The following is a 15,315-nucleotide window of genomic DNA, read 5'->3' as shown; positions in this document are numbered from 1 at the left end:
CGCCATCTACTGGACCGCCGCCACCGGCGCGCAGCTCAGCCCCAACGGACCAATTCGCAGTGCCTGGGCCTCCCAGGGCTGGGAATCCGGCCCCCTCGGCTACCCCACCACCGGCGTATTTTCGACTGTTGGTGGTGGTAACGCGCAGAGCTTCCAGGGCGGCCGAATCGATTGGTCTCCAACCGGTGGCACAAGAATCACCAACGTGGCGCGGTAGATGTCCCGGCTCGGTGAGCTTGGCAAGGTGGGGGTGGTGTCGGCCTGCCGCTCCAGGAGGGAAGTCGCGGCCAGGAGCCTGAAGCGCAGGATAGGCTGAATCAATGCGAGAAGAATCCTTACCTAACGCGGCGGCTGCTGACACCCGGCCGCTAAGAATCGCCGTCGCCATGCTGACCTTAGTGCCCGGCGGGATGGGCGGCGGGGAAACCTACGCCCGCGGGTTACTCCGCGGACTGGCATCGCGCAGGGACATAGCCGCGACGACATATGTCAGCAAAGCGGGCGCGGGCTTTTCCGGACGGATTCCCGAGGTGGTTTGCCCGGAGATATCTGGCGGAGGTTCCTCGAAGGAGCGCATTCTTGCCCTCGTTACAGGGTTGATCAGGCGCAAGGCCCTCCTAACCCGCATGGAGGGCAATGATGTTTTTCATGTGCCGTTCGCAGTAAACGTTCCAGTCCCTCGCCGGTCGATGCCTTCGGTACAGACCCTTTGCGACGTACAGCACCGCGACCTACCCCATCTGTTCAGCCGCGTCGAGCGTCTTTATCGAAGGGTTTTCTATGAGCGCGCGGCTCGTAAAGCGGATGCTGTGGTCACCATCAGCCGATTTGCCAAGCAAACTATTGTGGACCACCTGAAGATCGACGCTGACAAGGTTTTCATCGCCCCGTTGGCTGTCGACGCCGACGAGTTCACACCAAATACTGGTGAGCGAGAGAACTTCATCTTCTATCCAGCACGTGGGTGGGCTCACAAGAACCACGCCACACTTTTTGCAGCCATGCGCATTCTGCAAAGCGAGCAGCCGGATTTGCGGCTGGTCCTCACGGGCGGCGGCCTTGAACGACTCACCGATGTACCCGAGAATGTGGATGTGAAAGGCCTAGTGCCGTTTGCCGAACTACTTGAACTCTACCGACGCGCGAAGTGTTTGGTCTTCCCAAGCCTCTACGAAGGATTCGGGTTGCCGCCTTTGGAAGCCATGGCCTCTGGCTGTCCGGTGGCCTCGTCTACGGCCGGCTCCTTGCCCGAAGTATGTGGTGACGCTGCGGTCATGTTCGATCCCAATTCGCCGCGTGCGATTGCAGACGGAATAATGGACGCAATCGCCCGTACCGCTGAGCTTCAGGCTAAGGGATTTCTGCAGGTCAAGAAGTTCACGTGGGAAAGCTGTGCGGAGGCCCACGAAGTTGCCTACCGGTACGCTGTGAGCTGCCACGCGCAGCCAGACATCTAGCTCCAATACGCCCCTACTGACAGAACACTATATAGTGGCTCTGCTTGACTATTCGAACTAAAAGGACAACACCCCCTATGCCTCGTGCGCTTATTACCGGCATCACCGGTCAGGACGGCCTTTATCTTGCAGAGCTGCTGCTCGCAAAGGGTTACGAAGTCTTTGGCCTGATCAGAGGCCAAAACAACCCCAAGTTTGAGCTCGTACAGAGAACAGTTCCGGGCGTGCAGCTGCTCACGGGAGACCTCACCGACGTTTCCTCGCTTGTACGCGTGCTGGCCATTGCCCAACCCGACGAGGTTTACAACCTTGGGGCGATTTCCTTCGTTGCTTACTCTTGGGAAAACGCATCCATGACATCCGATGTCACGGGCAAGGGAGTGTTGAACATTCTCGAAGCCACCAGGCTCTATGCTGGGGAAGACTTGAGTAAGGTGCGCTTCTACCAAGCATCCTCTTCAGAGATGTTTGGCAAAGTCCAACAAGTACCGCAGAGGGAAGAGACGCTTCTGTGGCCGCGCTCCCCCTATGGGGTGGCCAAGGTCTTCGGTCATTACATGACTATCAACTACCGCGAGTCATACGGAATGCACGCCTCAAGCGGGGTCCTTTTCAACCACGAGTCGCCACGCCGCGGCCCGGAGTTCGTTACGCGGAAAGTCTCCCAGGCCGTGGCCAGGATCAAGCTCGGTCTCCAGGATGAGATCGTGCTGGGTAATTTGGACGCCAAACGCGACTGGGGCTTTGCAGGTGACTACGTAGAGGCCATGTGGCTGATGCTTCAGCAGCCCGAGGCCGACGACTACGTGATCTCCACGGGTGAGACTCACTCCATCGAGGAACTCCTGGTCGTGGCCTTCGAAGCAGCTGGACTCGATGATTGGCACCGCTATGTCCGGCAGGACCCTAAGTTCATGCGGCCTGCTGAGGTGGATCTCCTCATTGGCGACTCTTCCAAGGCCCATAGCGTCCTGGGATGGAAGCCGAAGGTTTCCTTCAAGGAACTCATAGCCATGATGGTCGAAAACGACTTGATGGAGCAGCGGCTGCTGTCCAAATGACGATCGTCGCCCCAGTACGAGACGAGGCAGCCATGACCCGAACCGCCTTCATAACCGGCGTCTCTGGTCAAGACGGTTATTATCTCGCGCAGCATTTGGTCGGTGCGGGCTGGCAGGTGCACGGGATGACCCGGTCGGGGGATGCTCCCAAGCAACTGCCTGAGCCGGTAACCGTACACATCGGGGACTTGGCTAACCCGGCGCGGCTCGGCGCCTTGATTGAAGAAGTCCAACCGGACACGATTTTCAATCTTGGCGGCACTAGTTCAGTAGCCGCATCTTGGCGGCAGCCGTACGAAACCTCCATCAGCACTGGCGCCGCATCGATCGCCCTGCTCGAAGCCGCCTGGCAGTTGCAGGAGCAAAGCGGGCGTGACGTACGGTTTCTGCAGGCGTCCAGCGCTGAGATCTTCGGTAATGCGACGCAAATCCCGCAAGATGAGCTCACTCCCGTTCGGCCAATCACGCCCTACGGCTCGGCCAAGGCATTCGCGCATCATGCAGTGGGCACCTATAGGGCACGCGGCTTGTTTGCTTCCTCAGCAATTCTGTATAACCATGAGTCGCTTCGACGACCGCCGAGTTTCGTCACTCGGCGGATCACCCTCGGAGTGGCTGCCATCGCTTTGGGTCTGAAGGATCGCCTGAGTTTAGGCAACCTGGAGTCGATCAGAGATTTTGGCTGGGCACCTGACTATGTCGATGCCCTGGCACGGATTGCCGCAGCGGATCAGGCGGATGACTTCGTTGTCGCGACCGGCATCTCCCACAGCGTGAGGGAATTCGCGGAATGTGCATTCGCCGCCGCAGGAATTAGTGACGGGTTGGAGCGGGTGGACTTGGACTCCAGGTTCCGTCGACCAGTGGACGCGGCCGAGATGCGTGGCGACTCGAGTAAGATTGCGGCGAAACTGGGCTGGACCGCCACCACCACATTTAAGCGCATTGTGCAGTCAATGGTGGAGCATGACATCGAGCTTGTCCGCGAACACGGTCTTGCTGCCCTACCAGCGGATTAGGTTATTGCATCACGGCACAGTAGCCGCTGCCCACAAAGTGAAAGTGACGAATTGACCGATATCTCCCAATCGTCCGAGTTTCTTCCCGAGCAGCCAACGGGGCGGGGTGCGAGCATCTCGGGCAGGTCCGCGGCGGGCGTCGGGGGCGCCTCCGTCCTTGCGGCCGCCGCTGGCATCCTGATCCTCTTCGTCACCAGCCACGCCTTGTCGCCGGCCGATAACGCTGAGTTCTTATCCTTCTGGGCGGCTCTCTTTTTTGTGTGCGGAGTTCTGGGAGGCATTCAAGCAGAGTCAACAAGGGCGGTCGGCGCCGCCAGGGCGGCACACGCTTCAGATAGCGCCCAAGGCGCCCCCGTTCTCACCTCTGGGCTTATTGTCGGCGCGTCCGCTGCATTGATTGTTCTTCTCCTCTCCCCCGTTCTGGGCACCTATCTCTTCCCGACGGATACAGTGGCGATCGTCGGGGTTCTGGTTGCCACGGCCATCCTGTTCTCATGCCATGCGACCCTAGCGGGCGCTGCACAGGGAAATGACCAGTGGTCCTTGTTTGCCGGGATGGTCTCACTGGAGGCGGTTCTTCGCTTGACCGCCATTGCGGCGGCCGCAGCCTTAGCCGCCCCCCTTGTGGGACTCGAGCTTGCATGTCTCGCGGCCCTCACGGCATGGGTCGTGGTGGCACTCGTCTCGCCAGCTGCCCGAAGTTCTCTCAGATCCCGAGCGGATGTAGGCCTTTGGAGGCTCCTCCAAAACACCGGACATGCACTCCTTTCAGCAGCCTCATCGGCTTCCCTGATTGTTGCCTTTCCCATCCTTCTGAAGCTCACGACTCCACAAGCGGACTACGCATTGTCTGCGCCAATTCTCTTGGCTATTTCGCTGACTAGAGCTCCGATTATGGTCCCGCTTCAGGCGTTCCAGGGCGTGGCGTTGGCCGAGATCGTGCGTGATCCTCAGAACGGCTGGCGGGGGCTAAAGAAGCCACTGGTTGCGCTCGTGGGGGTTGGCGTACTCGGTGCAGCGGCCGCTTGGTTGGTCGGACCGCTACTGATGCTCTTCTTCGGACCCGCTTACAAGGTGGAAGGCTGGGCTCTGGCTGCACTGACACTTGCTGCCGTGCTCATGGCCGTTCTGACGTTGCTCGGCACCGTCGTCATCGGTTTGGGCAATCATCGTGCGTACTCCGCGGGCTGGCTGACCGCGACGGCAGTTGCAATCGGACTGCTCCTGCTGCCCGCGGGCGTCGAGATCCGCAGCATCCTCAGCTTGGGGCTGGGACCTCTCGCCGGCATTGCCGTTCATGCTGTTGCAATCGCCGCAATCGTTCGGAACCGTCGGGGATCCGCAGTCCAGCCCGATCATTGAGCCGGCAAGAGGTTATGTCAGCCTTAGCCCAAAACGAATTCCTTGAGGCGCCCGAGCACGATGCTTCTCTCGAGGTTAGCGAAATGGTACGTCTTGCCTCGAGCGCCCAGTTCCTTGCGCTCCTCCGGCGTCATGCGGTAGATCGCCCTAACATTTTCGGCCAAAGCCGTCGAATCGCCGGCAGGCCCAACGAGCCCACATTGGGCAGCGTCCTCAACTAGGGACCGAACCTCGCCATCCATAGCAAGGGCAAGCGGCCGGCCGGAAGCGATGTACGACATGACCTTTGCCGGTATCGTCGCTTCAAGCAGCTCGCTTCGGACCAGGCAACCGACCAGCACGTCAGCCAAAGTCGTATATTTGGGGACGTCGGTGACGGGATGGTGGCCTTCGAAGCGGAACACGTCTTCCAAGCCGCGCCGTGCGACTTCAAGTTCCACCTGGCTTCGACTCATGCCATCGCCGACGATCACCCACGTTATGGCCAGGCCCTCAGACTTGAGCCGTTCAGCAGCATCGATAATAGTATTAAATGACTGTGCCGGACTGATATTTCCGGTGAATACTGCCTTGAAGCCAGCACCTAAATGCTCGGCCAGGTCAGCGTCGAGAATTTCCTCTTCGTAGAGGCTTTCGCAGGCTTGCGGCACAACAGTAATTCGGTCGTCGGAAATACCGGTGATGCCAATTATCTTCGAGCGCATCTGCTCGGAAAGAACAACAATCTTGTCAGGTTGACGATAATGCCAGTGCGAAACTTTCTCGGCCAGACGTCGCAGCATTTTGCTTTTTATATCCAGAACTGAAAACAAATTTTCCGGCCACAAGTCGAGCACGTACATCGTCGACTCTATTCCGCGAATCTTCGAAAGAAGGATTCCGGCTATGGACATCATTACTGGTGACAGTTGGTACAGAAATATCTTGTCATACTTACCAAAAAGAAGACGCGGAAGATGCAGAAGGCTACCCATCGGAAATGACACATAATTCAAGAAAATGCGCATACTGGAGTTGTTGCCGCGAGGTATCTCAGGCGCGCGATATACCTTGATTCCATTATGATCCTGCCGGAACGGACCACGGAACGAGTAGCCTGGAAAGAGTTCGCCGCGCGGATAGTTCGGAAGTCCGCAAAGAACCTCAACGTCCAAATCGTTTTCGACAAAATAATCACATATGTCATTTATGCGAAAACCCTCTGGCCAGAAGTGCTGACCGACTACCAATATCTTAGGTTTTTGTGGCCCCACTACGATGCCGACGAAATTGAGGGAAGCAACGACTTCAGGTAGTCGGTGGTTTTGATCTTCTCGATGATCTGGTCCACTGTGAGCTGGTGCGTGTTATGCGATGTGTACTCCTCGAGGGACTCACTAACGACGTCACCGGACTCGACAAACTTCGCATAATTAAGGTCGCGCGTATCGGCAGGGACGCGGAAGTAACCGCCCAAATCCTCGGACTTAGCCCGTTCCTCGCGGGTCAGAAGCGTCTCGTGTGCCTTTTCACCATGCCGCGTACCAATCACATTTACTTCGGCATCGGACTGGAACAGGTGCTTCATCGCTAAAGCCAGGTCCCCCACCGTCGATGCATCAGCTTTCTGCACGAACAAGTCGCCCTGGTTGGCGTTCTCGAAGGCAAACAGAACCAGATCGACGGCCTCGTCCAGATTCATCAGAAAACGAGTCATATGCGGGTCCGTGACAGTAAGCGGCTTGCCCTCACGAATCTGGTCTGCGAACAGGGGGATAACAGAGCCTCGTGAGGCCATGACGTTTCCGTAACGGGTGCAGGAAATAAGGGTGTCAGAGGCATCGACGTTGCGCGACTTCGCAATTACGACCTTTTCCATCATGGCCTTTGACGTTCCCATGGCATTGATGGGATAAGCTGCTTTATCTGTAGAAAGACACACGACTTTCTTGACCTTGGCGTCAATTGCAGCGGTCAGGACATTGTCGGTTCCCAGAACGTTGGTTCGGACTGCCTCCATAGGAAAAAATTCACACGATGGGACCTGCTTGAGCGCCGCGGCGTGAAATATGTAGTCCACTCCGCGGACCGCTTCACGTACACTCTCAAGGTTGCGCACATCACCTATGTAGAACTTTAGTTTCTCGTTGCTGTACTGCTTCCTCATGTCATCCTGCTTCTTCTCATCCCTCGAGAAGATTCGGATCTCCCGTATGTCCGTGTGGAGGAAGTGCTTCAGGACAGCATTACCGAACGACCCAGTGCCTCCGGTAATCAAAAGTGTCTTGTTCTTGAACAATTTGTCTCCTAGGTAAGCGGGTGGTTACGGCTTCGAACACGGCTGCAACCGTTAGATGATATCAGCGAGTCTCAAGGCGGCCACATGGCGGGCCGTCGACCAACCTACGGGCTGAATTCGGATTGGAAGTGTTTCGGCGTAGAATCTCAAGCATGCTTAGCCCACAATCCCGCCGAGTTCTAGTGATCATGCCCGCCTGGAACGAGGGGGAAACAGTCGGTGACACGGTTGCTGAGGTCCACCGTCTCAACGAAGGATACGACGTCCTGGTCGTCGACGATGGGTCGAAGGACGCGACCGCGGCGGTGGCATCGAGTGCCGGTGCCACCGTACTTCGATTGCCGTTTAATATGGGTGTCGGCGGGGCGATGCGCGCCGGCTTTAAGTACGCCGACCGTCATAGCTACGACGCCGTCATTCAAGTTGACGCCGACGGCCAGCACGACCCCCGTGAAATTGCCTCCGTTTTGGCAGGACTTGATACCGCCGATATTTCCATCGGTGCACGCTTTGCAGCCAAAGGTGACTACAAGGTTTCAGGTCCGCGCCAATGGGCGATGGTTTTCCTTGCCGCAGTCATCTCGCGACTCGCGCGGACCAAGCTCACGGATGTCACTTCGGGGTTCCGCGCGGGGAACAGGCGAGCGATTGCGCAATATCTTGATCACTATCCGGCTGAGTACCTCGGCGACACGATTGACTCACTCGTAGTTGCTGTCAAGTCTGGCTGCAGGGTCACCCAGATTCCGGTTGCGATGCGCCCCCGCCAAGGCGGAACCCCGAGTCACAATCCAGTGAAGTCAGCGGTCTATCTGTTGCGATCTGTGTTTGCCCTGCTCTTTGCGGTGACTAGAAGCCGCTCCAGAATTGTTGTCCAGGAAGGTACGGTCTGATGGGGAACACGGTCGCTGCCTTTGTTTTCGCCGCGCTCATGGTGGGCATAGTTCTGGAGCTCGTCCGCCGGAAGATTTTTCGTGAAAAGTACGCAGCACTGTGGCTGATCATTGGTGCCAGCGCCTTGGTCCTTGCAGGGTGGCCAGACCTACTCAACAGTGTCAGTAAGCTTCTTGGCATACAGGTCGCGTCCAATCTCCTGTTTGCTATGTGTATCGTTCTGATACTCGGCGTCTGTCTGCACCTTTCCTGGGAACTCTCCGTGGTTGAAGACGAGAATCGAACGTTGGCCGAAGAAGTCGCAATCCTGCGCGCTTCCGTTGAACGGTTGGAAGCAGACTTCCAGCGGGTTCCCCGCCTCGCCCGACAGTCGGGAGAGCCCACATCTGTCGGGCTCGAAGGACCGTCCGCGCCGTGTCCCACCGACGACTGAGCTGGCCGCCCGCAGCTGCCGGGTAGAGGCCCGCCTCAGCGTAGAATTAGGTATCCAACTTGTTTCACCGCGTAACCCTGCGCAGTTTCGGGCCGTGGAATGACGAAGTCGTGAACTTCAGGGCAAAGCCGGCTGACCACGACCACTAAGGAATCATGCTCAGCCCTGAAACACATGCCAATGACACAGTCACAGCCGACAACGTCTCGACCTGGCGTCGGCGGCGCCAACCGAAGCGTGCGGGTGCAACGGTTCCTGTATACATAGGAACCGCCCTGGCCGCCGCGCTAATGTTCGCGGCTGTCGCCATGACGCGGAACGCTGGAGGATTAACTGGCTGGGGGTTCGGCCCGGTCCTTGGCCTTGTGCTGATATTGATACCGATCTCTCGAAGCTTGTCCCTGCGCATAGTCTTTTCTGTGGTGGTGCTTGCTGGAACGGCCCCGATCATGTGGTGGGTATCGGGCCCGGTACCGGGGCTGAACCGCGGCACAGTCGTCCTGGCCCTGGCAGCGGCCGCTCTGGCTGCCACCGCCAGCTATTGGCTGCTGACACGGCGACCAGTTCGAGCTTTCCTTCCGCAATTTCATGCGGTCGACGGACTTCCGGTCCTCTCGGCAGTCGCTTCCGTGTGGGTGGTGCAGGGCTTCATCACAGTCCGCTCTGTCGAGCAGGCACTGCAGTTGCTCACCCAGTCCTGGGATTTCGCTCCGCACTTCAATATGTACAACATGATTCGCAACCATGGTGCTGTCTTAGCAGTGCTCCCAGCATCGCCCGACGGCGGACCTTGGTCTGCGGCCACGTATCCTCAGGGATTCCACGCTTTAGTCGCCACGCTGGCTGAAGTGGTCGCCGGGGGCCGGGCTGGGGACGTGGGGCAGGAAGTTGTGCTTTTCTGTCGGTTAGTCGGAGTTGTCACCGTTCTCGGCACCCTCTTAGTTGTTGCAGGCCTGACGGCTTTACCGGTGTTTCGCCGCAACTTCTTTGTGACACTGCCGCTGGTTGCCATTGTGGCTACCGCGTGGGTTGTGGGCCCGGGCGCTATCCCTGTTTTCGGTGCGTTTCCCAATTTTGGCCTTGGGGTGGCACTTTGCATCGCTTGCATAGCCATCGTTCAACTCAGGCGTGTCATCCATCCGGCGCTCGGATCCTCCATCCTTATGCTCGCGTTGATCGGTGTTGCCCACGGATGGATTCTCCTCCTTTTGCTTTGCCTTCCTAGTGTTGTTGTCTATGGCTGGCACTTATTTCTGCATCGGAGGCAGATCGGACTCGGCGTCTGGCTTTTCCAGGCCGTGTTGGTCTCGCTTGGGGGTGCGGCCTTTATTGCTGCGATCTGGCAGGTGCGAAGTATGTCGGCGGGGGAAGTCCTCACGACGACGGGCGGCATAGCCCTGGCGGACACGGGAGTGGCCGTGCTCTGCGTCGTCGCCAACGCCCTCGTGGCCTTAGCGTTTTACTCCCGAAGAAAGGTCGGCTCGGCTGAAGCCCGGCACGGAACCCTGACTTCCCTGCACGTTCTAGCCACTCCCCTCTTCGCCGCGGCACTGCTGATATGTCTAGCGGTCTTCCAACTCACGCAGGCCGGTGCCTTAACCTACTATTTTCACAAATCTTTCCTCGCCGTCGAGATTCTCGCCATCGTCTGTACCGTCGTCGGCGCCGCCGAACTCTGGTCTCCGCTCCTTGTGGCAAGGAGTCGCAGGAAGGCTTTTGTTGCAGCCTCACTGCTCACAGCATTGGGTGCCACACACTTCTTTGGCCTGCCCTTTACCGGCCTGAGCCAGCAAGGCCTGAAGCCGACCGCGCACGGGGCGAATGCTCTCTTACAGCAGAGCACGTCGCTTGCCGGCCCAATTCCGCCGTTGGTCTCGAAACTTGTACAGGTTGCCCGGGTCAAACAGGAGCGGACCTTCATATATGTGGGCTTCAACGACTACTTTGATCCGATGTTGGCGGCCCAGTGGTCACTGACTCTGCAGGGTAAATGGACGAATAAGATCGAACCCGCGATTCCCCTGGTCCGGCCTATGTACCAAGGCCCTTCCAAAGTTCCCGATGCCATCAGCGGAATCCTTGACACCATGCCTGAATTGGACGTCCTCGTTGATCAGGGTCTCGTCCCCGAGCTGCGTGCCGCATTTCCCCAACATGCTTCGAGGATCATCACCTACTAGCTGCCGCACCAGGCGGCAGGCGGCAGGCGGCGGGGAAACTTTGCGGCGAACTTCTCAGCTCGTCGCATCACGTCAACAGCGGCCTCGCTGAGCCCGACGTGCAAGCCTGACCAGTTCCTAGGGCAGTCTCCCACTGGTGGCCGCTTGGAGCGCAGCAACAAAGTCACGGCTGTCCAACAGGACTGTATGACCGGTTCGGTGACCAGTGGCAAGGCACGCGTGGCTGTCGCTTACCGGGACCAGGACGGCCTGTTGCCTCACGTCAACCGCTGCAACACAAAAGCCGCCCCGGATAGCCGGGGCGGCTCTGTGTTGGAGCACGGGTCACCGATCGATGTTGACGAAAATTCCTGTGCGCTGATGATGGGTGTGGGCCGTGGAACGTATGAAGTTCACTGCCCTCCTCGACGTATCACTGATCTGGTAGTCGACCGGGATCCCGGGCCGGCCATCCGTCTCGTACTGATCCAGAACCATATCGATGGCGTCGACTATGGCTTCTGCCTTCACGCCTGTGGTGATTATGGCTGCCGTGTCCAAAGATTCAGGACGCTCGATTGCATCCCTCAACGTCACTGCCGGGAAGCCCAGCAACGAAGATTCTTCGCTGATGGTGCCGCTGTCCGAAAGCACCAGTTTGGCTTCCTGCTGGAGCCGTATGTAGTCATTGAAGCCGAACGGCGGGTGGAAACGCAAGCCACGCTTAAGCTCTTCGGGCTGATCCTCCAACCGTTTGCGGGTCCGGGGATGGGTTGAGACGAGGACTGGAAGATTATGCCGTTCGCTGACCGTTTGAAGTGCCTTGAGAATCTCAGTCAACCGTTCCGGACTGTCGACGTTTTCTTCACGGTGCACGCTCACCATGAAGTAACCGCCAGAAGTTAGATCCTGCTTCTCAAGGATTTCGCTGGCCGCGATGGCGTCGGCATTGCCGGACAACACCTCCTTCATCGGTGACCCGGTGAGCAGAATCCTTGACGGATGGAGCCCCTCGGCGAGCAGATTCCTTCGAGCATGCTCGGTATACACGAGGTTATAATCGGCGACGTGATCGACCAGCCGTCGGTTCGTCTCTTCGGGAACGTTTTCGTCGAAACAACGGTTTCCCGCTTCCATGTGGTACACGGGGATGCGAAGGCGTTTGGCCATGAGCGCCGAAATACAGCTGTTGGTGTCGCCCAAAACAAGCATGGCATCCGGTTTCTCGGCCAATAGCACCTGCTCGGTCTTGGCAAGTATGGACCCGAGGACGGCACCCAACGACGTTGTGTCCGCTTCCAAGAAGTGATCGGGCCTCCTGAGACCCAGATCCTCAAAAAAGACCTCATTCAACTCATAGTCGTAATTTTGGCCCGTGTGGACGAGGATGTGATCGGTGCTACGGTCAAGCCGCCGAATTGTAGCCGCCAAACGAATAATCTCCGGCCTAGTGCCTACAATGGTCAATACTTTTAGCCTGCGGCCAGCGTCGGTCATACTTCCTCCGGGAAAGTGTCGGGAGAGCTTGGGTCAAATATCTCGTTGATCCAGAACATAGTGTAGAGCTCATCGGGTCCGGTATTGGTGATCTTATGTGACCACATCGTTGGCATATCGACGGCTACAGGATTGGTGCCCCCTACCGGAAACGTCAAGACCTCATCGGAAAAAAGCTTCCGCATGGAAATTTCGGCCGTTCCTGAGAGGACCGTAAACCGTTCGATTTTGCGGCGATGATAGTGCTGCCCTCTGGTCACACCGGGCATCGTGGTCGAAAATGATGACTGTCCTTCACCACCGGCGCTTCTGACTACCTCAAAGAACGCACCGCGCGCATCTTCTTTCCGATTCAAGGGAATGGGAAGGCGATCGCCAACCAAGAATGAGCGGTAGGTATTGAACAAATCGCGCTCAAACGAATTGGCGATATCCGGAATAGTACCTGTGGAGTAAGTGCCGGCCATCTCCTGAATGAGCGCAGCGATCTCACTCACTCGCCGACTTGTGGCGAGTCGAAGCGAATCCTCAGGCTCGTGGAGGCCTAGAAGCACTTCTGCCGCCACCTGCGCGTGCAGCAGCAACAGGTCTTTGTCGTCCTGGACCTCTAGTTGTTTTCCTTGGGCCGCTAGCTGGCAGAAAGTCGCCACCACCGAGTTGTAGAAGGGAACGCCATGCTCGCCGAAAAGGTTCGGCAGCCTGACATCGACGAAACGGGCACCGGCCTGTTCGGCTGCCCGCCGTAAAATTTCCCCGGCTTCTTGCTTGCCCTTGCCGTACGGACTGTCGTTACCCGCCTGAATGGAGTTGGCGTAGACCACCGTGGGAGGCTTCGTCGATGTCTGCCCCAGTGCGGTGGCCAGCTGCTCAGCGAACCGTACGTTCCCCTGTCTGACATCATCGTCCGAGCCACGGTTCACTCCCGCTATGTGCACCAACATGCTCGCATGGCCCAGAGCGTCAACCGCGGAGTCGACATCAAATTTGTCTCCCAGGGCCAACGCCTCGGTCTGCTTGCCAAGGCTCTCCGCCAGTACCCGTGTGTGCCATCCGAGGAAACCGTTGCTTCCCGTTAGGACGATCGTCATTCCTGCCTCCCTTTCACCCTTACACAACTCATTACCCACACGCAGTCAATTTGTAAATTTTCGCTGCTCCTTCGGAATCAACAAGCGTCGCAACTCCTGCCTCCGCAAGGTTATCCAGGCCCCTGAAACCGTTGTCCCCGCCGTGTACTTCCCGATGACCAAAATCGAGCACATAGGTCAGCTTCAGCCGCTCAACAATCGGGCAGACTGATGGATCCACTGCAGCGGTATTCAAGGCCGTATACAGCTTCTCCGAGCCAGGGCGCAACTCGCTGAGTATATGGAATTGAATGACTTGGCGGCCCGTAAAGGCATATGCCAACGCGCTTCCATTCCACGGATTGCCTATAAGTATCGCGTCTTCAGGGATCTCATTCTTAATCCGTGTAAGTAACGACATCTCATCGGCAGACACCAAAGGCGAGTCTTTCGTCAACTGGTAGCCGCCGGCTGCCGAACTGGTGGCTTCACGGACATTTGCCTGCTGCGTGCCCAGCACCAAAAGACTTGCAAGCGCCAGCCCCGCAACCACGACTACGTAAGTTGGCCTTTTGCTGGATCTCGCCGGGGACGATTTAGTAGCAAACGGGAATGAGGAAAATGTTGGAACGACGAATCTATCCCAGCCACGGACCGCTCCTACAACAGCAAGCGGCAGGATAACCACTGGTAGCAGCGATGCAAGGCGCGGTGGATCGTTGTACCACACCCCAGTGAAGAACGTCCGCATCTCACCAAACGGGAAGGACGCCACGATGACAAATAGACCCGAAATAACCAAGTACATTCCAACGAGCCAGATGTGGCTGCGCCGGCGGATCAAAGAAATGAGTCCAGCCACGGCTAGGACCATCACAACCCACGAGACAGACCGACCAATTGTGGCACTGGCAATTACCTCCCCGATCGCCCTGGCGGTCGTTTCAACCGGGGGCCAGAACGCCGCTATCTCGGGCGGCCTGATTGTCTTCCAAAGGACCGCAATCATGCCCAGGCCGATCAGCAGCAACAAAATCATCCCCGGCATGATCCACCGAGATCTGCCGGACCGCCGCGCCACGGCCAATGTATACCTGGTCCAGAGGATCAACAATGGCGCCAGTGACATCGCCACCAGCGCCATAATGCTGCTCGGGTGCGCAAGTGCGATGCCTGGGAGAACGGAAAGCAACAGGAGCCATGCCACTGGCTTGGACTCAACTGCGCCGTTCGCCAATCCCATCGCCCGAATGGCGAGCCCCACGGCCACTGGCAAGAGTGCGTTGCCTAGGAAGTTCGGGTAAAGGACACCGAAGTCCAGGAGTAGCAAGGGAAATGCACCGAATCCTGCAGACAGGATACCGGCCGCAACGCTGACGACGACCCGGTTGCCAAGAACCTGATGAGCCAGGAAAATGCAGCCAAGCGGCCACACCAAAGCGCCGATGACTATATTAACGACGTTCACGGAGACCGGGATTTCGGAGCCCGTTATCGACGCAACGAGCGCGACAAGATCGTGCCACGCTGCGGGGTAGAATCCTCCACCCGTCATTGAACTCACCGTAATGGACGAGCCTGAGCCGGTATCGAGAATATAGCGGATGGCGTTCAGATGAAAGACATTGTCAAACGTCTGCGAGAAGCCCTCTGGGCGGCCGAAGGCCGCAACCAGTCGCCGTCCTATGAGAAAAGCAGCGGCAAGAACCGCCAGCGTGTGACCTGCACCCACCCACCATGTGATGGAGCGGAACCGATGATCCGGAGCCCGCAAACTACCGCCGAAACGGGCCGTTATGACGAACGCAATGGCTGCAATCACCGCGGCCACTACAACAACAGGCAGAAGCGACCAATTCATATTGACGATCGGCGCGAGCAACGCTGAAACTGCGACAATCGACACCGTGATGGCCGGCGCCACACCGAAAAGAGCCGTTCCACGGACTCGACTTGCCCAAGCAACAAGCGCTCCAGGCACAAAGAACAAGCCGATCGCCACCAGGACAAGCGGGCCTACTGACCACCAGGACAAGGAAATCCTCCAACTGCTTTCAAAATACGAGTTCAACCGACCGTCACGCCAGT

General features: G+C 57.8%; 13 protein-coding genes. 8 read left to right on the top strand and 5 right to left on the bottom strand.

Annotation, left to right across the window (positions count from 1 at the left end; all coding sequences use genetic code 11):
• The 5 genes from IAQ70_RS11345 to IAQ70_RS11325 form a co-directional block, all read left to right on the top strand.
• Positions 1-217, top strand: a 217-nt coding sequence (locus IAQ70_RS11345; RefSeq protein ID WP_407682577.1) for an LGFP repeat-containing protein, incomplete at its 5' end; no start/stop codon positions are given.
• Positions 218-320: 103 nt separating this feature from the next.
• Entirely contained in the window at positions 321-1,457 is a 1,137-nt protein-coding gene (locus IAQ70_RS11340) for a glycosyltransferase family 4 protein (RefSeq protein WP_190989415.1), read from the top strand.
• Positions 1,458-1,534: 77 nt separating this feature from the next.
• Positions 1,535-2,518: a GDP-mannose 4,6-dehydratase gene (locus IAQ70_RS11335; RefSeq protein ID WP_190989414.1), complete on the top strand. Its 984-nt coding sequence runs from the start codon at positions 1,535-1,537 to the stop codon at positions 2,516-2,518.
• A gap of 32 nt (positions 2,519-2,550) precedes the next feature.
• On the top strand, positions 2,551-3,537 hold the full coding sequence (locus IAQ70_RS11330) for a GDP-mannose 4,6-dehydratase (RefSeq protein WP_190989413.1): 987 nt from the start codon (positions 2,551-2,553) through the stop codon (positions 3,535-3,537).
• A 51-nt stretch (positions 3,538-3,588) separates the two neighbouring features.
• A complete protein-coding gene (locus IAQ70_RS11325; RefSeq protein WP_190989412.1) occupies positions 3,589-4,899 on the top strand; it encodes a polysaccharide biosynthesis protein in 1,311 nt (436 codons plus the stop codon).
• A gap of 23 nt (positions 4,900-4,922) precedes the next feature.
• Here the strand turns inward: IAQ70_RS11325 and IAQ70_RS11320 are convergent, their stop codons facing one another.
• Both IAQ70_RS11320 and IAQ70_RS11315 read right to left on the bottom strand, forming a co-directional pair.
• Entirely contained in the window at positions 4,923-6,152 is a 1,230-nt protein-coding gene (locus tag IAQ70_RS11320; RefSeq protein ID WP_190989411.1) for a glycosyltransferase family 4 protein, read from the bottom strand.
• A complete protein-coding gene (locus IAQ70_RS11315) occupies positions 6,152-7,177 on the bottom strand; it encodes a polysaccharide biosynthesis protein (RefSeq protein ID WP_190989410.1) in 1,026 nt (341 codons plus the stop codon). The genes IAQ70_RS11320 and IAQ70_RS11315 overlap by 1 nt, the downstream gene beginning before the upstream one ends.
• A 152-nt stretch (positions 7,178-7,329) precedes the next feature.
• Here IAQ70_RS11315 and IAQ70_RS11310 point away from each other — a divergent pair, with 152 nt between their 5' ends.
• The 3 genes from IAQ70_RS11310 to IAQ70_RS11300 all read left to right on the top strand — a co-directional run bounded on the left by IAQ70_RS11310 (position 7,330) and on the right by IAQ70_RS11300 (position 10,684).
• The gene (locus IAQ70_RS11310) at positions 7,330-8,070 is read left to right on the top strand and encodes a glycosyltransferase family 2 protein (RefSeq protein ID WP_190989409.1); all 741 of its coding nucleotides are present in this window, start codon (positions 7,330-7,332) and stop codon (positions 8,068-8,070) included.
• A complete protein-coding gene (locus IAQ70_RS11305; RefSeq protein ID WP_190989408.1) occupies positions 8,070-8,504 on the top strand; it encodes a DUF2304 domain-containing protein in 435 nt (144 codons plus the stop codon). Before IAQ70_RS11310 ends, IAQ70_RS11305 begins: the two co-directional genes overlap by 1 nt.
• A gap of 308 nt (positions 8,505-8,812) precedes the next feature.
• Positions 8,813-10,684, top strand: a complete 1,872-nt coding sequence (locus IAQ70_RS11300; RefSeq protein ID WP_190989407.1) for a hypothetical protein — start codon at positions 8,813-8,815, stop codon at positions 10,682-10,684.
• A 324-nt stretch (positions 10,685-11,008) separates the two neighbouring features.
• Here the strand turns inward: IAQ70_RS11300 and wecB are convergent, their stop codons facing one another.
• Genes wecB through IAQ70_RS11285 form a run of 3 tightly spaced genes read right to left on the bottom strand, consistent with a single transcriptional unit; the run spans position 11,009 to position 15,262 of the window.
• Positions 11,009-12,160: a non-hydrolyzing UDP-N-acetylglucosamine 2-epimerase gene (gene wecB / locus IAQ70_RS11295; protein ID WP_190989406.1), complete on the bottom strand. Its 1,152-nt coding sequence runs from the start codon at positions 12,158-12,160 to the stop codon at positions 11,009-11,011.
• Positions 12,157-13,248, bottom strand: a complete 1,092-nt coding sequence (locus IAQ70_RS11290; protein WP_190989405.1) for a polysaccharide biosynthesis C-terminal domain-containing protein — start codon at positions 13,246-13,248, stop codon at positions 12,157-12,159. Before IAQ70_RS11290 ends, wecB begins: the two co-directional genes overlap by 4 nt.
• Positions 13,249-13,279: 31 nt before the next feature.
• Complete coding sequence (locus IAQ70_RS11285) at positions 13,280-15,262, bottom strand: DUF6541 family protein (RefSeq protein ID WP_190989404.1); 1,983 nt, start codon at positions 15,260-15,262, stop codon at positions 13,280-13,282.
• Between the last annotated feature and the right edge of the window lie 53 nt (positions 15,263-15,315).

The organism is Pseudarthrobacter sulfonivorans, assembly GCF_014712225.1.
Lineage (GTDB): Bacteria > Actinomycetota > Actinomycetes > Actinomycetales > Micrococcaceae > Arthrobacter > Arthrobacter sulfonivorans.
This window is presented reverse-complemented; position numbering and strand designations above follow the sequence as displayed.